Source organism: Paenibacillus sp. JT31N17 (assembly GCF_056269255.1).
Genome location: NZ_JBWDNP010000008.1, coordinates 193,760 through 219,562, shown reverse-complemented (window position 1 = coordinate 219,562; position 25,803 = coordinate 193,760). Strand labels below are relative to the sequence as shown.

The window sequence follows — 25,803 nt, the reverse complement described above, 5'->3', positions numbered from 1 at the left end:
AATTGTTTGCAAAACTGATCATACGGGTATAAATTTGCGTTTGGACGATAGGCTAATGTGCAATAATAGGAGAAACATCATAGAGATGAAATAACATGATGTTATTAACGGAAGAAGAGGGGAATTGGTTGCATGCCGGAGCGTTCGCGTGTTTGGTCGGAGCGGTTTCGCTATTTATTCTTGAATAACCGCTTTGTGCTGTTTTTATTTGTTCTATTGTTAATTGGACTCAACATTATGATCTTTAATCACGTTTCCTACATCTTCAACCCGCTCATTGCGCTGATCAAGACCGTTGTGCTGCCCCTGATTCTTTCCGGCGTCGTCTATTATCTTGTTAATCCGTTGGTCGACGACATGGAGCGCAGAGGAATCAAACGGATTTACGGGATTCTGATTCTTTACCTGCTGATTATCAGTTTGATTGTCATCGCGGTTGTGGCTGTTATTCCGCTTATCCGCAACCAAATTACGAGCTTGATAGAAAATATACCAGACTACAGCGAAGATGCCCAGCAAAAAATCAAACAGTGGACCGGCAGCGACTTCTTCAGCGAAGTCCAGGCAACACTGGGCTTCCATACTGCCGATTTGACGAAGACCATCACTTCGCGGGCCTCCGATTTCTTTGCCAACGCCTGGACCCGGATCGGCGGGGTTTTGGGTGTGGTGACCGAGGTTGTGCTTGCGGCTGTGACGCTTCCTTTCATCTTGTTTTACCTGCTCAAGAACGGCCGCGATCTCCCCCGTTTCATTCTGCAGTTCATTCCTACAGGACTGCGCAAGGAAACCCGGCGTGTCATGGTGGAGATGAATGATCAGATCGCCTCTTATATTCGGGGACAGATTATTGTCAGCTTCTGTATCGGCGGTCTTCTGTACATCGGATACCTGATCATCGGGCTGGAATATTCACTGGTGCTTGCGATTATGGCTGCCTGTACGAGCATCGTTCCTTATCTGGGGCCCGTAATCGCGATAACCCCTGCGCTTATTGTGGCGACGGTGACATCGCCGGCCATGCTGCTCAAAATGGTCGTCGTCTGGACCATAGTTCAGCTGGTTGAAGGCAAATTCATTTCGCCGCAAATTATGGGGAAGACGCTGCGTATTCATCCGGTCACCATCATCTTCGTCATTCTGACAGCCGGCAATCTGTTCGGCATCCTCGGCATTATCGTTGCCGTTCCCGGATATGCCGTGCTCAAAGTAATCTGCACCCATCTCTTCCACTGGATCCAGCTGCGCTCCGGCTTGTATCCACCTGACGATCTTCAGGAATCCACCACCAAAGGCGGCATTATGCTGAGCGAAAACAACCCCTCGCCTGAATCCGAGCAGCAAGAATAACCCGAAACGGCTGAAATTATTTTTCATAGCGGAAGTTCCCTGACACCCTGTTGTCAGGGGTCTTCGTCTATAATGAAGCAGACAAGTGAGAGATGGCAAAAGGAAAAAGAAATCTTAAGATGAGTGAGGCGTTCAAAGAAAATGACAACAACAGCGCAAGGAAATAAGGTGGGGATCGTTCTTGCCGGTCTGCTGCTCGGTATTCTCATGGCTTCCATGGACAACACGATTGTCGCTACGGCTATGGGAACGATTGTCGGGGAGCTGGGCGGCCTGGACAAATTCGTATGGGTCACATCGGCTTATATGGTTGCCGAAATGGCGGGCATGCCGATATTCGGTAAATTATCGGATATGTACGGACGCAAGAAATTCTTTATCTTCGGTATTCTGGTCTTCATGCTGGGCTCTATTCTATGCGGTACAGCCACAACGATCGTAGAGCTCAGTATCTACCGTGCGATACAGGGCATCGGCGGCGGCGCGCTTATCCCGATCGCTTTCACCATCATGTTCGATGCCGTGCCTCTTGAGAAACGGGGCAAGCTGGGCGGATTGTTCGGGGCGGTATTTGGCCTCTCCAGCATCTTCGGGCCGCTACTGGGCGCTTACATAACGGACTATATCGCCTGGGAATGGGTGTTCTATATTAATCTGCCGCTTGGCATTATCGCTTTCCTGATGGTTGCTTTATTCTACAAGGAATCCCATGAGCATTCACAGCAAAAAATCGACTGGCTTGGCGCATTTACGCTTGTCGGCGGCATCGTCTGCCTGATGTTCGCGCTCGAGCTCGGAGGCAAGCAATACGCCTGGGATTCCGCAATGATACTTGGTTTGTTCGCTGTTTTCGTCGTGCTGGCCCTGCTGTTTCTGTTCGCCGAGACGCGCGCCAAGGAGCCGATTATCTCCTTTGCCATGTTCAAAGACAAGCTGTATGCTTCCAGCAATGTGATGGCCCTGCTCAGCGGAGCGGCGTTCATAACAGCCTCCGTCTATATTCCGATCTTCATCCAGGGCGTTCTGGGAGGCAAAGCAACCAACTCCGGTCTGGTCCTTCTCCCTATGATGGTAGGTTCTGTCGTAACGGCAACCCTTGGCGGTACGCTGCTGACCAAAACCAGCTACCGCTCCATTATGCTGCCGACTCTGGCACTGCTTGCAGCGGGTGTGGCGCTGCTCACGACGATCGGCCCCGATTCCTCCAAGCTCATAATCCGTGTATATATGGTGCTTGTAGGTCTTGGCATCGGCGCTTCCTTCTCCGTGCTGAGCAATGCGGCGATTCATTCCGTGAGTGCCCGGCAGCGCGGCTCCGCCAGCGCCACGCTGAATTTCCTCCGTTCGCTTGGCATGACGCTCGGCATCACGGTCTTCGGCATAATTCAGAGTCATTTGTTCATGAACAGGATGAGTGAATCCTTTGCCGGGGGAAGCGGCAGCGGCGAGGCTCAGATACCGGAAGGCATAGACTTGAGCGACCCTCATGCCCTCTTGTCGCCGGAGCTGCGGGCCAATATCCCGGAGCAGGTGCTGGACAAAATATCGATTGCGCTCTCGTCCTCGATCACGCATACTTTCGCCTGGGCAATCATTCCGGCCGCCCTCGCCTTCTTCGCTGCCTTTGCCATGGGCCGGGACAAAATGGATCCCGCAAGCGAAGGGCAAGGCTCCAGCGCGACGCATTAGAAGCTGGCGCTATCGCCGGCTCGCTGCAGAAGGCAGCTCCAAAAAAAGAATTGAAAAAGAAAGTGGTTGAACAAGGCGATCGCCTGCTCAGCCACTTTTTTTTGTGGTTCATTTCAATGAGAAAATTCGCTTATTATTCATGAAAAATGTATAGCATACAAAAACCCTCCCAATATATGCATAATATATTATAATTCGATAGCAAATTTCTGGTAATAAAGATTATTTCATATTTAACACTATCACCTGTTGAGTCTAATAAATTACAGTATAATATAGTCATCACAATGACTGACTTGCCTCATGGAGGAACGATGATTTCCGAAACCATTTTACTGAAAACCAAGACAAGCCTTCCCGCATCCCGGGACAAGCAGTTGCTTCGGACCCGGCTCATGGATGCCATAACACATAATCTTGCCGGCAAACTGACGACGGTCATCGCCCCGGCCGGCTTCGGCAAAACAACGCTGCTCACGCAGACGATTCACCATCATCAGCTTTCCGCAGCATGGGTATCATTGGATGACCGGGATAACGACTCCATACGGTTCTGGCGTTATGTCCTACAGGCCGTGATCGCTGCCGGTTCTCCCCTGCTGTCCGAACGACTCTCTCCCTTGGGGCAGCTGCTGCCGGGAATGACGATTTACACCTTCATGGATGCTTTCATTAATGAACTGATCGATATTCCCGGGCCCCTTGTCATCGTGCTGGATGATTATCATCGGATAGCCGATGAACGGATTCATGAAGGCCTGTCCTATTTCATAGATTATCTGCCCGACCACATTCATGTGATTATTTCGAGCCGCGCAGAGCTTCCCTTTGCCACCTCCAAGTGGAGGGTCCGGGAACAGCTCGACGAACTGGCAATCGGGCAGCTTCAGTTTACTCTGGAGGAAACGCAAGCCTTCTACCGCGAGGTATCTCATTTGCCGCTTTCGCCAGGGCAGATTAAGCGATTGTTTGAACGGACCGAGGGCTGGGTGGCCGGACTCCAGCTGGTATCCATCTCGCTGCGCTCCACCATGGACTATGACCGCTATATCGACAGCTTCAGCGGCTTTCACCGCAATATCGCCGATTATTTATTCAATGAGGTCATGGCTAATTTGCCTTCTGCCATCCACAGCTTTCTGCTGCAAACGTCTGTACTGGAGCGTATAAATGCAGCTTTATGCAACGATGTGACGGGCAAGACGTACGGTCAGGACATGCTGACCAAGCTCAGGACCATGAATTTATTTCTTATCCCGCTGGATCCAGCCGATACGTGGTTTCGCTACCATCATTTGTTCTCCGAATTCCTGCGCAATCTGATCAAACGGAACCACCCTCTGCTGTGGAGCCAGGGAAACCGCTCGGCCAGCAGATCCTTCATGGCGCAGGGGATGACGGATGAAGCGATCAATCACGCGATTCTGGGCGAGGATTATGAATATGCCATACATCTGCTGGGCGAGCATGCTCCGGTTCTGTTTCAACGCGGGGAATTCTCCACCCTGCTGCGCTGGTTTGAAGCGATAGAACAGCGCGTGGAGCTGCCCTCCGGCCTGTCCCTTCTGCATTCCTTCATGCTTGTTGTAACAGGGCAATTAGTTCATGCGGCTGCAGCTCTGGCGCATATTGAAGAGCGCCATCTGCCGAAAGCCGATGCCGGCGAGCGCCGTCAAATCCGGAGCGGACTGCTTTTTGTCAAATCGAATCTGGTCTTCTACAATTATGATTTTGCCGGCTGGTACCGGTTTTCCGAGGAGATTACCGGAGAAGTTCTGCCCGAGAATCCGATCTTTTATAATTTTAATTACAATATGTCCGAACCGCTCGTCAGACGCACGGCAATGGGACTGAAGGGGGTATTGTCTCCGGATACGGAAACGATCGCCTGTCAGTTCATGGGCTTGATTGAATCCCATGGCTGGAAGGATTCGCTGATTAATCTGTATGTGAACCAGTCGCTTGCCGAGGGCTTGTATGAATGGAACCGGTTGGACGAGTCGCTGGCCTGCCTGCGTAAAGGGGAACAGTCGCCGCGTTTTGAGGAAATCGCCGGATTGTATGTCCCTGGGCAGATTACGCTGGCTGGCCTGCAAGCGGTAAGGGGCAGCATGGAGCAGGCGATCGACACGATCCATCATGCTGTGGAGCATGTGGCATCGCGGTCGGAGTTTCAGTGGATTCGTCCACTGCGCGTTTTTCTTGCCTGCTTGTATGTCCGGAACGGACAATTGAACAAGGCCAAGCAGGAGCTGAGCGGGCTTCATCTCTCCGCTTTGGACCGGCCGACGCCTGACCGGCTGTTCGAGTTTCTGGCGCTCGCCCGCTATCTGGGAGCCAGGCGCAAGGAAGCCGAGGCGCTCCGGCTTCTCGGAATCATGAAGCCGCAGGCCGAGCGGGAGAAATGCCTGATGAGCCTGACGGAAATCTCCATCCGGCAGGCGCTTCTGGAGGCTCAAAGAGGACAGCGCTCCGCTGCTCTGCAATATTTGCGCGAGGCGCTGATGATTGGAGAAGCAAACGGCTATATCCGCAGCTTTGTGGACGAGGGCAAAGCCATGGCGGCTTTGCTGCGGGCCTGCCAGACTGAACGCAGCCGCTGTGCTGACATTAGCCAGGGCGTATCGGAAGCTTACTTAGCCAGGCTGCTTGGTTTGTTCCCCGAGAACCGGGAGCCGGGACTTGCCAAGGGATCGCTGATCGAGCCGCTGACACAGCAGGAGCTGGTCATTATCCAGCTGATAAAGAACGGGTCAGCGAATAAATCCATCGCAAGAGAGCTGTCATTGACCGAGGGCACGATCAAAGTCTATCTCTCCCGGATCTACGGCAAGCTCGGCGTCTCTTCACGAACCCAAGCCCTGGTCATTGCAGAGGAGCTGCAGCTGCTTGAGCCGCTTGATGCAGATCACAAAGCCCCCGGCTGACAGTTGGGTCCACCGTCTTGAATAGTCGGGTCAGCTGTCATGAAGCACAGCGCCATACCGCGTCAATCAGCGCGCGGCTCCGCTCTCGCGGATCGCAACCGCGCGCTGCTGCCCTTTCAATTTATAGATCAGGGCACAGAGTATCAGAGCGCTGCCGTTGATGATAAACACCCAGCGGATCGGCATCCAGGTCCCCAGCAAGCCCCCGATAATAGGTCCGGCCATGGTTGCAATTTGCGACGCCGACTGGTTCAGGCTGAAGGCTCTGCCGCGGAAGGCTGCGTCCGTATTCTGAACGATCATCGCATTAATGGACGGATAGACCGCCGCGAAGAACAGACCGTAGCCGAACCGCAGTATGCCAAAGCCGATATAGTTGGTCACGAAAAACTGCAGCAGATTGCCGATTCCGCCGCCCAGCAGGCCGATAAACAGCATTTTCCCATACCCCATGCGGCTGCCCCATTTGCCCCATCTTGGCGACATCAGCACAGTCGCGATGCCGACGGCCGAGAAGATGATGCCCGAGCTTAGCGAGGCGCTGGTCTTCGACACCCCCATCTCCAGCACATACACCGTAATAAGCGGCTCCAGAATCATGACGGAAAAGGTGCTGATGGCTACCATTCCCAGAAGCGTCATGAAGGCGCGGTTCGCCCATGCCATCTTCAGATCGTCAAGAACATGCGAACGCGCGGCGGAGCGGTTGAAATTTTGTTCCTTTGCAAATACCAATGCGATAATGGCAGATAGAAGCACCACCACGCAGGAGAACAGAAACGCACTGCGGTTGCCGGAATAATGGCTGACCACGCCGCCGATAAGCGGACCGACAATACTCCCGGTAGCTCCGGCTGTCGCCATGATGCCCAGCGCATAGCCTGTTTTTTCCTCCGGCGTATTCGTTGCCACAAGCGCGATCGCTGCGGGCACGAAGCCCGCCAGCAAGCCCTGAAATATCCGTACAACCAGAAACCAGTACGGATCATAGATAAAATAATTAATCAGATACAGCGCAGCCAGACTGAAGCCTGAGCGGATCAGCATCGGCTTGCGTCCGTATTTGTCAGCCAGCGAGCCCCAGAAGGGAGAGATCAGAGCGCTCGCCAGGAAGGTAATGCCAAAAGCAAACCCTGACCAGATTTCCAGATGCTCCGTCACACCAAGATCGGTATTCAGGAATATCGGGAGAAACGGAATGGAAATGGAGTAAGCCGTGCTGCAAAAGAAAACCCCGATCCACAGTACCATCAGATTGCGTTCCCATGAGAATTTCATTGATCGACACGTCCTTTCAGGGAAAAAAGATTACGAATAAAGTGCTGCCCCAGGAATCTGTCCGACGATAGATTGCAACAAAAAGCCAACCCGGCATCTCCTAAAATGACAAGAGACACTGATTGGCTTCCTTCTTATAAAACATTCGCTTTATGTTTGTTTGAACGCATGGCTTGCGACGTAAACGAATCGCTCCGCCCTTGCCAGAACATGAGCTTTCTGAGTTGGAAAATGCTTGTAGAGGTAGTCGATGAAGTAACCCGGATTCTCCGCGTTGCCTATGAAAATATCGTAATGCAGCGGGATCACCGTATCGGCTCCGGTGAGGGCTGCAAATTCGGCTGCCTCCCGGTAATCCATATTGCCTATAATCCCCCTGCTGGTCCGAAAGTAATCCCGCCCGTTAATAGGCAGCATGGCCAGGTCAACCTGATGGCTGCGTATTTTCTCCACCAGCCCCGGATAAACAATCGTATCGCCGGCATGGTAGAGGGTTACGCCATTGAGCTCAATCAAATAGCCGACATAGCGGTGGTTGCCCTGCGCATCCTCTTCAAGCTGCTCGTGGGCGGCTGGAACAGGCAGAATCCGCAGCTTGGAATGGATGGTTTGCCAGTTCGCCGGATGAGCGGCATGCAGCTGTTCCGGGGCTGCCCCAAGCTCCAGAAGCTGCGTCCTGCAAGCCTCTGGCGCGACGATGACGGCGTTGGGATTATTCGCTGCCAGATGCGGAATGGTCCCCTTGTCCAGATGATCCCCATGTTCGTGGGTGATAAGACATACATCCGCATTCGTAATATGAGCCGGTTCAATCGGGGCGGGATACGTGCGGTCAAGTCCTGAATGTACCGCCAGATAGTCCGATACATAAGGATCGACATAGACCGTTATGCCATCGCCTTTGATGATGACGCTTTCCTGACCAAGGAACCAGACCGCCAGGCAGCCGTAAGGCACCTGTGTTTCATTGACTTCCTGAATGAACACTTCTCCGCTTCGAACGCTTTGTTTCTCCATCTCTTCTGTCATGCCTCCCAGACGACGGCTGCACCATCTTTTTACGACCTATTATGTTTAAAAGGTAAACATCATAGTTTTATTCTACTCCTATTTCCCCTGAATTTCTAACCTATTTCTGTTATCCGATAATAATTTTTCCCTCGGGATGGCGGTAAAGCTCCTTGCGAATCCGCGGTTGAAGGGCATAAGCGAGCGTCAAAGCCCCCATCCTTCCGATAAACATCATGATGATGATCACTATTTTACCGCTGGCGGTAAGCTCCGGAGTAAGCCCCAAGCTTAACCCCACCGTACCAAAAGCGGAGGTGGTCTCGAACAGCAGCTTCAGGAAAGAATGCGACTGTGTGGTCGACATGATCATCGCGCCGGATACGACCAGGGCGATAGCGATGAACGTAATCATGATGGCTTTGTAGGTATGCTCCTTGGACAGCCGGTTGCGGAACAGGACCACATCCTCGCGTCCGCGCATCATCGTTATGACGGAGCCGATCAGAATAACGAAGGTGGTTACTTTAATGCCGCCTCCCGTGGAACCCGGCGCCGCTCCGATGAACATCAGAATGATCATAAAGAACTGCGTGCTCTCGCGAAGTCCGGTAATATCGATGGTGCTTGTCCCGGCGGAGCGCAGGCTGACAGACTGATAGATGGAGGCCAGCACCTTCCCTCCGGCGTTCAGAGGCCCAAGCGTCAGCGAATTGCTGAATTCCATCATGAAAATAACGAGTCCTCCGAAGACGATCAGGATTCCCGAAGCCGACAGCACCACCTTGCTATGTAAAGAAAGCCGGCGTGTCCTGCGGTATTCAATCAAATCGGACAGGACAATAAAGCCGATCCCTCCAAGAACGATCAGAATCATCGTGATCACATTGATATAAATATCATTGGTATAGGCGATGAAGCTGCCGTTGATCAATACGAAACCGGCATTGTTAAAGATGGATATGGAATGAAAAACACCATAATAAAGGGCCTTGCCCAGCGGCATTTCGCTTGCCCAGCGCAGTGCGAGCAGAACGGCGGCAGCGGCTTCCACCGTAAGCGAATAGATGATGACTCTCCGGGAGAGCCGGACAATTCCCTCCATATAGTTCTGATTCATCGCTTCCTTGAGAATAAGGCGCTCCTTCAAGGAAACCCTTTTGCCCCATGCCAGTGCGAACCAGGTCGCCATCGTCATGAAGCCGAGTCCCCCAAGCTGAACCATAACAAGAATCACAATATGGCCGAACAAGGTAAAATGAGTGCTTGTATCCACGACCGAGAGCCCGGTAACGCAGGCAGCCGAGGCCGCCATAAACAGCGCATCCAGAAGCCCCAGCCGCTGACCGGGAATAGACGCGACAGGTAGCGATAACAGCAGTGTACCGATGACAATGATCATGGTGAACCCCATCGCCAGAAACTGGGGAGGTGATATTTTCAGCTTTTTCTGCACCGAACTCAACCGATTCATCTCCGCTCCGATTATTTGCACATCCGGGTGCAACATTTGGTTTACTTTATTTACCCTCTACAGTGTATCAAAGTCCCCGCTGCGGGACAAAACTTTCATTCCCTCCGGTCTGAAAAAAATCCAGGGCTGACAGCCTTAGACGGTTCGCCGGATGGATAATAGGGTATTATATCTTCTGGGCATTCCCCCAAAATTTAGAACCGATGAGGAGCGATGGGACCATGGCAGTCATTGAGAAGCAGAAGTTGGAGCAGCGCATTACCGCTGCATTGGACAAGCATAAATACGGCTCTCTGGCCACTGTTGAGAATAACAAACCGAAATCACGCTACATGGCCATATTTCACGATGGCTTGAACGTGTATCTGGCGACCGACCGCAAAACGCATAAGGTGGAAGAGCTGCAGCATAACAGCAATATCTCGCTGCTGCTTGGATTTGACGGGAAATCGTCGCCGGAAATTGTAGAAATTGAGGGGACTGCTTCGATCACCAAGGATGATTCTCTTCGGCACAAGCTGTGGAATCCTGAGATGAAACGGTGGTTCAATGGCCCCGAAGATCCTGATTATGTGATTCTCGACATTCACGCAGCACGGATACAATATTCGGATGAGGAAGGCCAGACGCAGGTTTGGGAGAAGTAAACACAGGTCTGGCAGACAGTAAAAATTAGAAATGGGCAGTTAATTTCCAATCCGTTCTAATGTTGAATGCCGGCTTTGGCAAATGATCTTGAATTCGTAAGTGCCGGCCCGGTGCAAGTTCGATGCGTATAAGGAGACTGTGTGCGGAAACGAGGTGCTTGGACTCGCAAAGGCTTGGCTCAGACTTGCCTCTGCAGCGGCAGAGTCCTGCGGCAAGCTTGTTCGGCAGCAGTGATGATATGACAGTGCGCAATGGGCACTCTTCTATTGTGTAAGGGTTAACGGTATTTGGCTGTCGGAGGCTTGCTGCGCCTCCGTTTCAGCGTCCGTCAAGCCCCAGCGGCGGCTCCAGCAAGGATAATCCGCTCTGCATTCTCTTTAGGCCGCGGGTACCGGCCTTGTAAGCCGGAAAATCCTTGCTGCGCCGCCGTTTCAGCGCCCGTCAAGCCCTAGCGGCGGCTCCAGCAAGGATAATCCGCCCTGCATTCTCTTTAGGCGCGGGTACCGGCCCTGTAAGCCGGAAAATCCTTGCTGCGCCGCTATTGTCTTTGCCGTTTCCCATTCTTGTTCACAAATAAGTGATGGAAGCGGCTTTTTTTGAGCCGGATCAGCATCGTACGATTCAATTTACGGTTTAGTGAAGGACCTGTCCAAAAATTGCTCGTATGAATAAGTCCGTTCCAAAAGTCACATAAAAGAACCTCCGGATCCACTGGCATAAGTGGAGTCGGAGGTTCTTTTGGCAAATGAGATGCAGTTCCAGGCGGGGGATTAAAAATCATGAATTGACTTTCGGGATGCCCCTAATAGGAATGTAGCTATGAACTGTGGTTAGCGGTCTTGAAGGCTATTGACGAATTATGAGCGTGTAGACTTCCCCCGGCTCCGTGTTAAATTCTGCGGCAGAAGCCCCAGCAGTCGGAGCATTTTCCTTGCCGCTCACCGTAAACGGCTGCCCGCTGCCGATCCGGACCCGGCAGGGGCCGCCCAGACGGGAGATGATCCGGGCCGATTCCAGAACGCCTTCACGCCAGCCCATACTGATCTCGAAGCCTCCGCGGGCGCACAGCCCCCTTACGCTGCCTTCCTTCCAGGCATCCGGCAGCGCAGGGAGCAAATGCAGTTCGCCTGCGTGCGATTGCAAGAGCATCTCCGCGATTCCGGCAGTCACGCCAAAATTGCCGTCGATCTGAAAAGGAGGATGGGCGTCGAACAGATTGGCATATACGCCGCCGCGATGAAAATCGATTCGTCCATCGTCCTCGACAAGCTTCAGCAGATTTCCGATCAGTCCCAGTGCCCGGTTGCCGTCTTTGAATCTGGCCCACAGGTTCACCTTCCACCCCAGACTCCAGCCGGTTCCGCCATCTCCTCGGCGTTCCAGAGAATTACGGGCAGCCGCGAACAGCTCGGGCGTACCCTCCGGCGTCCAGCCATTTCCCGGATAGATGTCATACAGATGCGACACATGCCGGTGATGCACGTCCTCGTCCCCGTAATCCTGCGACCACTCCTGAATTCCGCCAAGACTTCCGATCTGCGGCGGCAGCAATCGGGAGCTTGCCTCCTGCAGCGTCAGCTTCAATTCGTCATCGATGCCCAATTCATCTGCCGCCTGCATGCAGTGGCCGAACAGCTCGCGGATCAAGCTCATATCCATCGTCGTGGCTTGGCTGAGCGCTGGCGTCCGCCCATCCTCCAGCCGGAAGCGGTGCTCGGGCGAGGTGGACGGCGAGGTAATCAGCCCTCCCCGGCCATCATCGATCAGCCAGTCCAGGCAGAACAAGGCGGCCGATTTCATGACAGGATAAGCCTGCTCCCGCAAATAATCGAGATTCCCGCCAAAGCGGTAATGCTCCCACAGATGCTGGCACAGCCAAACGCCGCCCATCGGCCAATTGGCCCATAGCGGATTGCCGTGTCCGTAATCGCCAGGCGGTGCGGATTGCCGCCATAGATCAGAATTATGATGCGCCGTCCAGCCTCGTGCGCCATAATGAACCTCCGCCGTCTTCTTCCCGCTCTCGGCAAGCTCGCCGATGAAGCTCAGCAGCGGCTCGTGGCATTCGCCCAGATTGCACACTTCGGCAGGCCAATAATTCATTTGCGCATTAATATTCAACGTATAGTTGCTGCTCCATACCGGCCGCGCATCCTGATTCCAGATGCCCTGCAGATTGGCCGGCTGCGTGCCTGGACGGGAGCTGGCAATCATCAGATAACGCCCATAGTGAAACAGCAATTCAACCAGACGCGGATCCTCCGCTCCGTATTCCGCGATACGGCGGTCTGTCGTGAGCACTTCCGGAGCCGGAGACGGCCCCAGCTTGAAATCCACCCGTCCGAACAAGGCTCCGTGATCCCTCTTATGGGCTTCGAAAAGCTCATCCGCCGGTTTGCCGACTGCCGCGTCCAACGTATTTCTTGAAGCTTCCCGCGGATCGCGCCCTTCTGTTCCCGGACTGCGGTCAAAGCCGTTATAGCTTGTGGCGGCTGCAAAATACAGGATGGCGCTGGTCGCGCCTTCAACATGCAGTCCATCCTGGTCTGTCTTCGATGTCCCCCCGTCCTCCAGACGCACAACAAGCCTTCCTTCAAATCGCATGGCGGTTGTCGTGTCTTCCTGTCCGTAACGCAGAGGCATATCCGTCTCATAGTAGTTGGGCAGAACATCCTCCGGACAATAGCCCTGCAGAACGAACGCATCCCGATCTTGCAGCTGCCTCGACTTCAGGGGACTGCTTAGAGATGCTTTGAACGTCAGCATGCCGGGCCGGCTGGCCGTTAAACGAACGGCTATAATCTGATCGGGATGGGATGCGATTATTTCTCTCGTATAAACGGTCTGTCCGATACGGTAGGTGACCTTTGCCATGCCTTCCGCCAGATTCAGCTCCCTCTCATATTCCTCCGTCAGCTGGCCGTGATAGAAGTGGAGATGCAAATTTCCAAAGGGCATGTAAGACTGCGTATACGGCCCCATCATGGTGGATTTGCTGAGGGCCTCGGCTTCCTCATAGCGTCCGTCTGCTACCAGCCGGCGAATCTCGTCCAGCGCCTCCCGGGCAAGCGGATTATTCCAGTCCCGCGGGCCGCCCGACCAGAGCGTGTCCTCGTTGAGTCCGATCCGCTCCGTATCCACGCCTCCGAACACCATGGCTCCAAGCCGGCCATTCCCTACAGGCAGCGCCTCGGTCCACAGCCGGGCCGGGATGTCATAGGTCAATTTCATCATTTGCAGCCTCCTTCAAGACCGTTGCTCCAGCCCGAATTCTTTCTTGATATCGCTGACCTTGACAAGCTGGCCACCCGCATTGATACTTCGTTCCATGGCGACCATCAGCGCAAGGGTATGAACAGCCTCCTGCGCGTCAGGCAGCGGTGTGATCCCCGCGTCCAGACAATCGGCAAAATATTCGATATAGTTCTGATATTCCCCGGCATGATGCGTGTTTCCTTCAAAACGGAAATAATAGAAGTGCTTATAATCAAAGGAATGCGAGACCGCTCCTTCACCGGCAAAATGAGTATGGTACCTCATATTGGAGTATTCCGCCCGGCTGGTTCCTTCCGTTCCCCGGATAACACATCCGATTGAAGGCTCGACCTCCTGCCCGAGCGACGGCTGGGTGTAGCTCCCGGCAATCTGGGCCATGCGTCCTTCCCCGTCACGAAGGAGGAAACGCATGGTATCCCAGCTGGCAAGGCCCGGCTTGCTGCTGGAATCGCTCGTACGGCCAAATCCGGTTACCTCGGTAATGCCGGGCAAATACCAGCGGACCAGATCAACCGCATGAATCATAAAGCCGTACATCCAGCTGAAGCCCTTCTGACGGCTCCAGTCCTTTTCCAGAAACCATCTTCCATCCGTAATATAATGGGACTCCACAATCTGAATGTCGCCGTGGCGCCCTTTATCATAATCCTCGCGCTGACGGATCATCGGCTCGAAGAACCGGGAGCTTTGGCCGACAAATACTTGCTTTCCCGTCCGCCCGATCACCTCCAGCAGCTCGCCCGCCCCTTCCAGGGAAGGCAGCAGCGGCTTCGTGCAGATGACATGCTTGCCGGCTTCAAGAGCCTGGCAAACATGCGTAAAATGCAGCTGATCCGGGGTATAGATGGCAATGACCTCGATATCGGGATGGTCCAGCAAATCCTGGTATTCCGTTGTCCAGCGGGAGAAGCCGAATTCTTCGGCGCGCCTTACGCAGATTTCGGGATTTTTGTCGCAGACGAGCTGAAGATCCCACCGTTTGCTGTTCAGGGCTGCGGACATAATACTGCGGCCTTCCCCAAGTCCGATGACGCCAAGCTTGTATTTTTTCTGTGTCATGATCATCGCTTCCTTCACTTACAATTGAATAGTCAAAGCCGAGCCTTCATATTCGATCGTCTGCCGGGCAGGTATGCCAGCTTCATGCAGATAGCCCATGCCTTCCGTCATTACTTTCAACTGAAAGCTCCTCTTGGCGTTCATCCCGCCGTACGATCCCTGACGGCTGCCGAAGGCAAGCGTTCGGGATTGATCATGGTAAAGAAGAGTCACCGCTGCATGCTCTCCCTGCTCATAGCCGTAACCATCCCCCGCATCCTCGTAGAGAACAAAGCTGCCGTCAGCTCCGCCGTAAATCAGAAGGGTCCATGGAGCATCCGGCTGCTCGCCGGAATGCTGCACATCGGGTCCAATCGGCACGATGGAGCCGGCGCGTACGCATAATGGCATCGTAGCAAGTCCGGCGTCAGCATCTATCGTCTGCCCGCCCCCGTAATAATCGCCGGTCCAGAAGTCATGCCAGGATGTCCCTGCCGGCAGATAGACGCTGCGGCTGTGATCATTACCGTCTCCGGCGGCCTGCTCCAGCACCGGGTTCACCAGCAGTGCCGGTCCGAACATATATTGATCGTCAATATTATATGCAGCCGGATCATGGCGGAAATCAAAGGCCAGCGGCCGCATCATCGTGTAGGCTTGATGGGTAACAGCGCCCGCAAGCGAATACAAGTAAGGAAGCAGCCGGTAACGCAGCCGGATAAACTTTACCAGCGTGTCATAAATGACGGTGCCCGGCTCGCCGAATCTCCATACCTCCCGCGGCGTGTCCGTCCCGTGTGAGCGGAAGATCGGCAGAAAGGCGCCATATTGGAACCAGCGCAAATAAAGCTCCCGGTAAGCCGGATCCTCGCAGCCGTCATTATAATCCCCGTTCCAGAACCACTGCTCTTTTTTCGCTGTGAAGAATGCCCCGATATCCGAGGTCCAGTACGGCACGCCGGTGGCAACAAAGTTCAGCCCGGCAGGAATCTGCTTGCGCAGCGTGTCCCATTTGGCCGCCGTATCGCCGGACCATGTAATCGCTCCGTAGCGCTGCTGCCCCGAAAATGCCGAGCGTGTCAGGTTGACGACCCGCTTCTCTTCGGTGGTCGCGCGCTGCCCTTCGTAGATGCCTTTGGAATGCTGGAGGGAGTAGGCGTTAATATATTCCGGATCGAGATATTTCTTGGATTGTCCGGTATTGACCAGCAGGCGCTGCTCAGGCTCGAGCCGGACTTCTCCGTTCCAATCCGCCTCGAACGGCTCGGTGCAGTCGCACCACCAGGCGTCGATGCCGTGAGCGAATAATCCCTCGTTCGCCTGCTTCCAGTACAAGCTGCGCGCTTTCTCGCTGAACGCATCGTAGGTGGCACGGTTTCCAAGCAGCGTGTTATGCTCCTTCATCTCCAGATGATTGGGCCCGTCATTATTCATAATCGGCCAAATCGAGACCATCAGCTTCGCATGCTTCTCATGAAGCTTGCGCATCATCTCATCGGGATCCGGGAACCGGTCGGGGTCGAACGATTTCTGACCCCACAGATCGCCGGTCCAAGACCGCCAATCGAGAATAATCAGATCCAGCGGGATTTTGCGCTCCCGATATTCTTCCACGACGGCAAGAAGCTCGGCCTGGGATTCATAGCGCTCCTTCGACTGCGCGTAGCCGAAGGCCCATTTCGGCAGCATCGGCGCTGCCCCGGTAAGCTGGCGGTATCCCGCCACAACTTCATCGAGCTCGGGACCGTAGATGAAATAGTAATCCAGCTCGTCTTCCACTTCCGACCACAGATAAGAGCCATGGACATCATCATGAAACGTCATCAGGCTGTAGCTGTCGAGCAGTACGCCATATCCTTTCGTGGAGACAAGCATGGGAACGACGGCTTTCATATTTTGCTGATACAGATATTGGCTGGTGCCCCGCAGGTTCATAATCCCTTCCTCATGCGAGCCCAGGCCGTACAAGGCTTCCCCCGTCTCCCATTCAAAAGCAAGCTTCGTATGATACGCACGGCGAGTCCGGGCTTCCCTGGCCTCGGCCTGGACGCGCACGCCATCGGCGGACATGCTCGATTGAACCTCAGAGCTATCGTCATAAATGAGGGTTGCCGCTTCCGTCGGAACAAGCGTTTTGCCGCCGGTCTGCGGCTCCCGCGTGAGCAGCCCGCCCTGCTTGTCGCGCCAGGTGAAGGCGGCTGTGGCCTTATTTATCTCTAGAACCAGCTCGGTTGTGCGCAGAGTCACGGTCAAATCGGATTCATGGATTTCCCACTTTGCACCGGTGCTTGCCTCCTTGAGGACAGCCAGGCTTGGCTTGGTGCTGAAGGATTCCTCCAGGGTATAAACGACATGGATAATCGAAGGGGAAACAGGCTCCACCTTGATCCGGCCTTTACCGGTTATCAGAACCAGGCCGCCGGCTGATTGCTCATAGCTGATGATCTCCATCCATAAAACTCCTCAGCGATAAATTTGAAGGCAGGCTGGTACCTGCCAAATAAAGGTTGGTTTGCAAACCATGCAGTTTGCTCTAGAGCACTATTAAGGCAGGCTTGCCGAAAATACAGTTTGCTCTGGACCGGTATGATGAAGGCACGTTCGCCTTCATATAGTTGCTCTAGAGCGCTATCAAGACAGGCTTGCCGTAATATCTAACCGGCAAGAAGGCTGCTTCCCGGCAATTATATGCTGCTCCGGCTTTTGCCAAAATGAAGATTTTCTTCCTGCAATGAAGCCCATAATCAGCCTTTATGGCAGACTATCTAATAAATTCATAAGGCTTCCAGCGGGAATCCTCCGGAACCGGCTCCTGGGCAGGATATGGCGAGGCGGTTCGCCACTGGCTTTTACTTGTAAGCAATTCGGCATAAATCGATTCTATCGCCGCATAATCAACAACCGCAGAGACTTCCGGCTGCTCCCTGATCTCGGCAAGGAGCCCACCTGTGATCTCTCCTAACTGGAGCAGCGAATCCTCCATGATCCGCTCGCCAAGCAGGCTTGACGCCTCCCCGGCATCTGCTCCCAGCGCAAGCCGTCCGCCGCTTCCGGGCAGGCTCTCCAGCTCACGCCGCGATTCATCGATCAAATCCGGACGCAGATACATCAGCTGCGAAATCTCATATTTGCCTGCATGGTCGCCGTCATGGAGCCCTCTTACCAGCTCGGGGTCGCTGCCGACCCACATTGCCACTGGAATCCGGCTCTGAAACAGCTCCGCAGCCCTCCGCAAATCCTCCTGATTCCCGCCGCTGTGGCCGGATACGACGATAATTCCTTTGAAGCCCGCATTCACGAACGCTCTTAACTGATACAGGAAGAAATACAGCATCACATGCGGCGGCATTGCCGTCATATGCGGATTGATCTCCCCTACCTCATCCCTCAGCCAAGGCGCGTGATACCCTGCCTCATGAATGTGGTAGCCCAGCGACGGGGCAACAATTCCGCCGCCGCGCCGCGCCGCTTGTGCGCACAGATACTCCGCCTTGATCGTGTCCAGGCCATACGCGCTGATCTGTCCATGCGGCTCGCAGATGCCAAGCGGCAAATAAACCAAGGGACATTCCTCCAGCCGCTGCCGGAATTCATCCGGGAACAGCTCCGACCACAGCACCTTCGTCAATTCACTCACCCCCTATTTATAGAAATTGCGGAACCATGCATGCTTCTTCAGCTTCTGCACCTGCTCCTCCGGCAGCCCGCGGCCGTCGCCAAGCGCACAGTTCATCTCCACTTCGCGGCTCCTCAGCATGCCCGGAATAACGGTCGATACGCCGGGATGCGAAAGTATAAAACGCAGCGCGATCTCGGGAAGCTGCTCCACGGAGGCATCCAGATCGCCGGCAATCGCTTTCACACGGTCGTATACTTCCTGCTTCCGGTCATCCCGGAAATACCCGTTGCGGAAGTCGCCCTCCGGGAATGTTGTATCCGGGCCTACGCTGCCGGTAAGACCGCCTTCATCCAGCGGTACACGGATGATCGTGCCGACATTGTGCTTGATGCATACCGGCAGCAGCTTTTCCTCCGGCGTCTGATCGAAAATATTATAAATGAACTGCACCGTATCGATTACGCCGCTCTCCAGTGCTTTTATCGCATTGTCCGCCTCATGATCGTTAATGGAGATCCCGAAAGCGCGGATTTTCCCCTGCTCCTTCAGCTTGACCACCGCATCCAGCCAGTCGCCCTCGCCACTCCAGGAATCCAGCCACACATGCGTCTGGAGAACATCAATCGTCTCCAGTCCAAGATTCCGCAGGCTGTTCTCCGCGCATTTCATGATATGCTCAGCCGTAAAGCCTTCTTCAACAGGGGTTCCGGCAACCGCCGGCCACTTGAGATTGATTGGCGATACCTTGGTCGCGACATGGATCGTTTCGCTGCGCGATTTGAGCAATTCGCCGACCAGCCGCTCGCTGTGTCCATTGCCGTAGCCCATTGCCGTATCGATAAAATTAATGCCCCGGTCAATGGCCAGATTCAGCGCCCGCAGCGACTCGTCATCCTCTGCGCCTACCCAGCTGGTCTTGCCGATTCCCCATGCGCCGAATCCAACCTCCGATATACGCAAGCCCGATTTTCCCAATGTTCTATAATTCATAGTGATTAATCTCTCCTTCTTCAGTCCTTATCGTGTGCTTACCAAAAGTATAGCGGAATGCGCTCCGGCAAACTTGTCAGGACATGGCCTTACATTTGCGATTTTGTTCAATATCCGGATGGTTCATTTGCCGGGACGTTTGCCGCACGGACGCATTATTGAAGGAATCCGATGCTGGTTACCGCTGTATCCCGATTTCATCCAAGCTTCAGATTTCTTTTCCCGCTATCGCCTGGACTGTTATTTCCCACCACTTATGCGGCATTTGGCAGACGGAAAGCATTTTGAACAAAATTGCAAATTTGGAGGCGTGTTAAGAAAAGTAAGCGGTTGCCCGCTATGTTACGATGTTCCTGCAAGCAAAACGACGAACATAAAGGAGACATGAACCCATGTTGACTCAACAACAAATCGACTACTTTCATGCGAACGGCTATTTGATCATGAGAGGTTTATTTAAAGGCAAAGAGCTGGAGCTGCTGCAAAAGGCAGCCGACGCGACACAAGCGGAAGGCGTAGCGCGGGAAGGCGAGGAGCACCGCTATTATAAAAATAAAGACGGCAGTGAAACCTACTGGCGTTCGGAGAAAATGTGGCAGCGGGACGATATTTTTCAGGCGGCTACCGTCAATCAGGAGCTTCTGGAGAATATCGGTCAAATCATCGGACATTCCTTCTACCCGTGGAATGACTCGCTTGTTGTCAAGCTGGCCAATTCCGGCGCGCCCGTTCATTGGCATCAGGACCCGCCGTATGGCGCCGCCAAGCGCACTGAAACCTTCGGCATTCCCAACTTCACCACCGATATTTATTTGAATCATTCCGGTGCGGACAATGGAGGCGTATTCGCTATTCACGGGCGCCATCTGGTGGGCCATGTGGATTTGAAGCAGGTGTCCGAGGAAGACCTGTACAATAACTGCGGAGCCGTTCCGCTGGAGATGGAACCGGGCGATGTGCTGTTCCACTGCCTGTCCACGCCGCATGGCTCGTCCTTCAATCATTCCGACAAGCAAAGACGGATCTTCTATGTGCATTATGTGAATGAAGATGTGTATCAGGACAGCTATGCGCCTGAAGCCTGGGCCAAGGATCTGCCGGGCTGGAGCGAAGAACGCCGCGAGGCAATCCAGACGATGCTGAAGAAAAGAGTGGAAATGGGTTTTGACGCGACCGATCTGAGCGGGGATATCAAGCTTAACGAGCGCGGCTTCAAATTCCATGGCGAGACGACAACTCCGCCCCGCTACTGGGAAAAGCTGCAGGCGCAATATACGGATGAAGAACGGGCGAAGCTGAAGGTCGTTCATACAATCAAGTGAGATAATAACCATAATTTCAAAAAATAACCATTTATACCCAATTTAATGTGAACCATAACTTCAAAGTTGAAGACAAAGCCGATGTCCCGTTTCTAACGTGTGCATCGGCTTGCTTTTCTTTTTTTGTAAGCAAATTTATGAACAACCTCTTGAAGGGAGCTTATTTATGAAATTCGGTATTCAAGGAACCGTAATCGGCTGGCAGGACCCGTGGGCACGCGAAGCATCGGACCGGGTAATGCGAACGGGAACGGGCAGCATCTATCCTTCTCAGGACGCAGCCCCGGGCAGGCATGCCTTCATGCAGGCGCTGCTGGAGCTAAGCGCGGAATTCTATGTTCATCATTTGTTTCCGGGACTTGAAGGGCAGAAGGAACTGCTCGAGGATGTCAAGTCTTATGGCATTGAATTATGTCTGGGCAATGAATACGGGAACATTAACGGCCCCTGGGTGGAAGGCACCAACCGCTATGATATGCCTGACGATGCTCTGCTGGAAGCCGCGGCCGGCGGGAAGCTTATCGGCCTGCTGTATGACGAGCCCGAGCATCTGCAGATTAATGCGGGTCAATACCGCAAGGATGGCTGGTTTCCGCAATGGGGCTCCTGTGAAGCAGAGGATCTGAATGAGGCGCGCCGCCTGATGACGGATTCGGTTGCGCGGCGTGTCCGCCATGTACGGGAAATTCTGACCCGGGCGGGCTTCGACGCTTCGAAGGTCCCTCTCCTCAGCGAGCAGGTATTTCCGGTGCTGTTTCATGCACAAGCCCGCGGAGGAATGGCGCTTTGCCCGAAAATCATGAAGGAATCGTTCCAGCCGCTGCAGCTGGCGAACGCTCTGGGAGCGGTAGGGCAATACGGGCGCGACATGTGGATATGCGCGGATCTGTGGGGGCCCGATGTGGGGCCATGGCCGATCCGTACGCCGGGATTTCCCGGTCATTCTCCCGAAGAATTCGGGTCGGCGCTGCGGATGGGTTATTACATGGGACCAAGCCGCATGTTTACGGAGAATGTGGATGTGCTCCTGCACTTCAAGGAGGATGTGTTTCGCAAGACGGCTTTCGGCGAGGTATGGGAGGCATTTGTCCGGGAATTTGTTCCGGCTAATCCCCTGAGCTGGACGCATCGGGATGCGGATCCCGATATTGTCATTATTCATTCCGACGACAGCAATTACGGCCAGAACGAGCGGCTGTTCGGATCTCGTGAACTGGCGGTGCCGGCTTCTTCCCGTTCGGTATTCGACGTGTGGCATCTGCTTAGCGGCGGTTCAATTCCTGCCCATGGCAATAATATGCATATTGCCGGATTCGATTTCCCGCGCCATGAGCTGAAGCGGCTGGTTCCTGCAGATAAGTTCCCCCTCTGGGAGGGGCAAACACTCGACGCTCCAGCCAATATGCATCCACTGTTCTACCCGTCGGGCAATGTGCTGGTCTATGATGAATTCGTCACAGATTCGCAGCTTGGGAATCCCGGGCTGATTGTCGTAGCGGGCTCGTCTGTCTCTGACGAGACGCTCCTTGCGGTTCGCAGGAGAGCGGAATCCGGCGGCGCTACCGTCATTGCGGCGAAGTGGCTGCTTCCTTCACAGTGGCAGGAAGCAAGGCAATTCTCCGGAGGCGGAGCATGGCTGCCGACGACGGATTTCCTCGCGGATGCCGTGAAGGAGCAGGCTTCTCCCCTGCTGGGAGCGCGCGACTGCTGGATGCAGCGCTTCGGGAGCTCGGAGGTGCGGATGTACAAACGCGATTCTGCAGGTTTTACGCTTGATTTTGAAGTCCGTCAAATTCGCTGACCTTCGCTGTTTGTATTCCAGGGTTGGAAAATCGACCGCAAAGAAAAAAACCAGGCGATATCTCGCCTGGACTGACTCTCCCTAATGGATTGTATGCTGTTAATTGATTTAGAGATCTAGCCTGCCCTTCACTTGCTTTTCAAGAAAAGCTCGATAACGGGAACCGTAACATTCGGCTTCTTGACCGGGAGCTCCAGCGTCAAGGTGCCGGCCTGGCGGCCTTCATTGAATGCTCCGGCCTCCATTGTCATTTCCTGCTCGCCCTGAATCATCCGGATCTCGGAGGCATCATGCAACAGCTGCGCATATTCCACCTGGCCGGAGAAGCCCTGAAGATGAATATGCTTGAACGGCCAGTTGAAAATATGCAAATAAAGCCGCCCAGCTTCTTCATTGTACGTAAACCGGCAATCAACAGGGCACTGGAACGATTCCGGAGCGGCGCTGCAGCCGTAAATGGATCGCTTGTGGCGCTTCATCCAGCCGCCGATGCCCTTCAGCCGGTCAATCGCCCGCTCGTCGAATTCGCCCCGTCCGGTTGGGCCGACATTAAGCAGCAGATTGCCGCCCTTGCTGACCGTATCGATCAGCATCTGAACGAGCATATCGACGCTTTTCCATGATTCTTCGTCGCGCGAAATCCTCCTGAAAAACGCTGAATTCACATCGCCTGCTTGGTCTGATTGCGGAATTCTCTGGGCGATATGTCGCGGTACTGCTTAAAATGCTTGTTGAAATAATGAATGGAATTATAGCCGCATTCAAAAGCGATATCCGTGACCGATTTATTCGTCGTCTTGAGCAGATACATGGCAATCTGCATCCGCAAACGATGGATGAACTGATTCGGCGTTACGCCGACGGCCTGTTTGAAATTTGTATAAAAATAGGTTTTCCCCTTGCCGTAGAGCTCGATCAAATCATGAACGTCGATATCCTCGGTGATATGACGCAAAATATATTCCACAGCGGACACGACGCCGGAGTCGATTTCAACCTCCGCATCCCCGGTTCGTGCCGAAGCATCCATCGCATAGCGGAAGACATTGACCAGGACATCAATGAAATACATGAATTGATTCGCTTCCCAGCCCGGGAGCTGCTTCTCCTGCTCCTCATACGCTTTGACCGCTGCAGTCTGGATGCAGTGCGCAAAGGCCGAGGAAGCCGGAATATGCGGCGAAGCCGACTCGGTATAAAAAGGATACAGCAGCCGGTAGCCGTAAGGAATCAGCCGGACGATGGAAGGGGAGAACAAGACCATAATCCACTTGATCGGCTTGTCTGCCTCATCGGCCAGATTATAATGAGGCGCGTAAGGGCGGAAAATAAACACGTCCCCCGCATCGCCCGTATAGGATTTGTTCAATAATTGAAACTGCGCCTTGTTCTCCAGCAGGACGTTGATTTCCAGCAAATCATGCATGTGCAGCTCATGCTCCACTTCGCCATCGATTCTCATCTCGATCTTGAGCTCCTGCTCCAGCCTCAAATCATGGAAAAACATCGCATTGACCTCCTTTTAAAGAACTGGTGAACAAGTCCCGTCTGCGCATGCACATCACCCGTGCTCCATTCAATAAACCTTCCATTCTCTCACTCACGCCCCCGTCGGCAATCAGCCTTTCACCGAGCCGGAGGTCATGCCTGAGATGATATACCGCTGGCCCAGCAAATAAATCACAATAACCGGCAGGGTGGTCAACACGATATCAGCCGAAACCAGATTCCAGTTGACCGAGAACCGTCCGAAGAAGTTGTAGACCGCCAGCGTCATCGGCCAATTCTCCGAGCTGTTCAGGTAATACAGCGGCAGGACGAAGTCATTCCAGGCCCCCATGAAATTCAGAATCGCCACGGTCACGATAACCGGGGTCAGGAGCGGCAGCACAATGGAGAAGAACAGCCGCAGCGGCGGACATCCATCCACAATGCCGGCCTCGTCCAGTTCTCTGGGCACAGAGCTGACGAAGCCGTAAATCAGAAATACACTGAAGGGAATGGACATGACCGCCAGCAAAATAATGATGCCCAGCTGCGTGTTGATCAGATGCGACGCCTGCATGACCTTGGTCAGGGTGACGAAATTGATTGGCATCGCGATGCCAAGGATAACGAAGAAATAGAGAAAACGGTTGAGCCTGGTTGCATTCCTCGCAAAAACATATGCAGCAATGGACGACAGAATAATGCCCAGTACGGTCGAGGCGGAAGAATAGAGCAGGCTGTTGAAAAAGGACTGGATCAGCTTGCCCTGCTCGATGACAACGGAATAATTGCTCCAGTGGAGCTTGGTCGGCAGCGACAGACTCATGGTATTGGCCTCTGCCTGGCTTTTGAGCGAGTTGAAGATGATCAAGAGCAGCGGCAAAAACGTAAGGGCGCTCAGCAGCCAGGCGAAGCCGTTGCGGAGAAAGGATTTCAGCGGTGTCATTTTCATTAGTCACGCGCCTCCTCTCTGGCCATCAGCCGCACGACAAAGTAGCCGACAATCGTCATAAACAGGAACAGGATGGACGACAGCGCGGTACCTACACCGTAGCGGCCCATGGAAAATTCCTTGAAGATTGCGGTATAGAGCACATCGGTCGCATATCCGGGTCCGCCATTGGTGAGCACATAAACGATCTCGAACACCTTCAGCCCATGCAGCAGATTGAGCACGGTTGTGACAACAAGCGCCGGCATGAGAAGCGGCAGGGTCACGAAACGGAATTTATGCCAAGCGTTGGCGCCGTCAATTTCGGCGGCCTCGTAATAGGAGCGCGAGATAGCCTGCAGACCCGCCAGCAGGATGATCATGATGTAGCCGACGCCCTTCCAGGTGTCTACGCCAATGATGGATTTGAACGCCCAGTTGGCATCCACCAGCCATTTCTGCGTCAGGACGTCGAGTCCCACGAAGCGGAGTGCCGTGTTGAGCAGGCCTGTGGCCGGATTCAGAATGGATTTGAAAATCAGGCCGACAACGAGCATGGGCACGATGGAAGGCATAAAGATCAAGACGCGATGAAATCCCTTCATCTTGATGCCTTCATTCACGATCAATGCGAAGATCAGGCCAAGAGCAGTCTTCAAAATAACGGTGGAAACGGTGAAATTCAGTGTATTGAGAATGTAGCTCACATATTTTTCATCAGCTGCAAACAGCACCTTGAAGTTATCCAGTCCAATGAAATTAATCGTGTCCGAATAGCTGTTCCAGTCGGTCAAGGAGTAATAAAATCCCATCAAGCCGGGAACAACAAAGAATATCAGATAAAGGGCTAATGTGCCGAATGTAAAATATAGCGGATAGATTTTATTTCTCACAGTATCTCATCCCCACTCGCTGGTTTGACGTTATCGAAAAAGGACATAACCCCGCTAAGGAAGCCCTCGGG

The 25,803-nt window shown here is 53.7% G+C and carries 18 protein-coding genes; 6 read left to right on the top strand and 12 right to left on the bottom strand.

Features of this window, described 5'->3' with window-relative positions; all coding sequences use genetic code 11:
• Positions 1-132 precede the first annotated feature (132 nt).
• The 3 genes from AC0YOB_RS23990 (at position 133) to AC0YOB_RS23980 (ending at position 5,966) form a co-directional block, all read left to right on the top strand.
• Positions 133-1,350 (top strand): AI-2E family transporter, encoded by a 1,218-nt coding sequence (locus AC0YOB_RS23990; RefSeq protein ID WP_475794900.1) that lies wholly within the window; start codon positions 133-135, stop codon positions 1,348-1,350.
• Between the two features lie 141 nt (positions 1,351-1,491).
• Entirely contained in the window at positions 1,492-3,039 is a 1,548-nt protein-coding gene (locus AC0YOB_RS23985) for an MDR family MFS transporter (RefSeq protein ID WP_210045228.1), read from the top strand.
• 314 nt (positions 3,040-3,353) lie between these two features.
• Positions 3,354-5,966, top strand: coding sequence for a winged helix-turn-helix domain-containing protein (locus AC0YOB_RS23980; RefSeq protein WP_475794899.1), 2,613 nt, complete (start codon positions 3,354-3,356; stop codon positions 5,964-5,966).
• Positions 5,967-6,032: 66 nt separating this feature from the next.
• Here AC0YOB_RS23980 and AC0YOB_RS23975 read toward each other — a convergent pair whose 3' ends face one another.
• From AC0YOB_RS23975 to AC0YOB_RS23965, 3 genes are all read right to left on the bottom strand, one after another.
• Positions 6,033-7,244 (bottom strand): MFS transporter, encoded by a 1,212-nt coding sequence (locus AC0YOB_RS23975; RefSeq protein WP_475794898.1) that lies wholly within the window; start codon positions 7,242-7,244, stop codon positions 6,033-6,035.
• Positions 7,245-7,394: 150 nt separating this feature from the next.
• On the bottom strand, positions 7,395-8,261 hold the full coding sequence (locus AC0YOB_RS23970) for an MBL fold metallo-hydrolase (protein ID WP_475794897.1): 867 nt from the start codon (positions 8,259-8,261) through the stop codon (positions 7,395-7,397).
• A 121-nt stretch (positions 8,262-8,382) separates the two neighbouring features.
• Entirely contained in the window at positions 8,383-9,726 is a 1,344-nt protein-coding gene (locus AC0YOB_RS23965; protein ID WP_210045232.1) for a TrkH family potassium uptake protein, read from the bottom strand.
• Positions 9,727-9,947: 221 nt separating this feature from the next.
• On the opposite strand from AC0YOB_RS23965, the gene AC0YOB_RS23960 reads away from it, so the two are divergent.
• Positions 9,948-10,373, top strand: coding sequence for a pyridoxamine 5'-phosphate oxidase family protein (locus AC0YOB_RS23960; RefSeq protein WP_475794896.1), 426 nt, complete (start codon positions 9,948-9,950; stop codon positions 10,371-10,373).
• A gap of 847 nt (positions 10,374-11,220) precedes the next feature.
• On the opposite strand, the gene AC0YOB_RS23955 is transcribed toward AC0YOB_RS23960, so the two are convergent.
• From AC0YOB_RS23955 to AC0YOB_RS23935, 5 genes are all read right to left on the bottom strand, one after another.
• Entirely contained in the window at positions 11,221-13,605 is a 2,385-nt protein-coding gene (locus AC0YOB_RS23955) for a glycoside hydrolase family 95 protein (RefSeq protein ID WP_475794960.1), read from the bottom strand.
• A gap of 15 nt (positions 13,606-13,620) precedes the next feature.
• Entirely contained in the window at positions 13,621-14,709 is a 1,089-nt protein-coding gene (locus AC0YOB_RS23950; RefSeq protein ID WP_475794895.1) for a Gfo/Idh/MocA family protein, read from the bottom strand.
• Positions 14,710-14,727: 18 nt separating this feature from the next.
• The gene (locus tag AC0YOB_RS23945) at positions 14,728-17,139 is read right to left on the bottom strand and encodes a glycoside hydrolase family 31 protein (protein ID WP_475794894.1); all 2,412 of its coding nucleotides are present in this window, start codon (positions 17,137-17,139) and stop codon (positions 14,728-14,730) included.
• A 310-nt stretch (positions 17,140-17,449) separates the two neighbouring features.
• Positions 17,450-18,307, bottom strand: a complete 858-nt coding sequence (locus tag AC0YOB_RS23940) for a creatininase family protein (RefSeq protein ID WP_475794959.1) — start codon at positions 18,305-18,307, stop codon at positions 17,450-17,452.
• Positions 18,308-18,328: 21 nt separating this feature from the next.
• Positions 18,329-19,297 carry an aldo/keto reductase gene (locus tag AC0YOB_RS23935; RefSeq protein WP_475794893.1) on the bottom strand — a complete coding sequence of 323 codons (969 nt, stop codon included), beginning with the start codon at positions 19,295-19,297 and terminating at the stop codon, positions 18,329-18,331.
• A 392-nt stretch (positions 19,298-19,689) separates the two neighbouring features.
• Between AC0YOB_RS23935 and AC0YOB_RS23930 the strand changes: the two genes are divergently transcribed.
• Both AC0YOB_RS23930 and AC0YOB_RS23925 read left to right on the top strand, forming a co-directional pair.
• On the top strand, positions 19,690-20,619 hold the full coding sequence (locus AC0YOB_RS23930) for a phytanoyl-CoA dioxygenase family protein (RefSeq protein WP_475794892.1): 930 nt from the start codon (positions 19,690-19,692) through the stop codon (positions 20,617-20,619).
• A 166-nt stretch (positions 20,620-20,785) separates the two neighbouring features.
• Entirely contained in the window at positions 20,786-22,420 is a 1,635-nt protein-coding gene (locus tag AC0YOB_RS23925) for a hypothetical protein (protein ID WP_475794891.1), read from the top strand.
• A 128-nt stretch (positions 22,421-22,548) separates the two neighbouring features.
• Here the strand turns inward: AC0YOB_RS23925 and AC0YOB_RS23920 are convergent, their stop codons facing one another.
• From AC0YOB_RS23920 to AC0YOB_RS23905, 4 genes are all read right to left on the bottom strand, one after another.
• Entirely contained in the window at positions 22,549-23,085 is a 537-nt protein-coding gene (locus AC0YOB_RS23920) for an alpha-L-fucosidase (protein WP_475794890.1), read from the bottom strand.
• Positions 23,082-23,927: a helix-turn-helix transcriptional regulator gene (locus tag AC0YOB_RS23915; RefSeq protein ID WP_475794889.1), complete on the bottom strand. Its 846-nt coding sequence runs from the start codon at positions 23,925-23,927 to the stop codon at positions 23,082-23,084. Before AC0YOB_RS23915 ends, AC0YOB_RS23920 begins: the two co-directional genes overlap by 4 nt.
• A gap of 111 nt (positions 23,928-24,038) precedes the next feature.
• Entirely contained in the window at positions 24,039-24,860 is an 822-nt protein-coding gene (locus tag AC0YOB_RS23910; RefSeq protein WP_475794888.1) for a carbohydrate ABC transporter permease, read from the bottom strand.
• A complete protein-coding gene (locus AC0YOB_RS23905) occupies positions 24,860-25,732 on the bottom strand; it encodes a carbohydrate ABC transporter permease (RefSeq protein ID WP_475794887.1) in 873 nt (290 codons plus the stop codon). The genes AC0YOB_RS23910 and AC0YOB_RS23905 overlap by 1 nt, the downstream gene beginning before the upstream one ends.
• Positions 25,733-25,803: the final 71 nt, after the last annotated feature.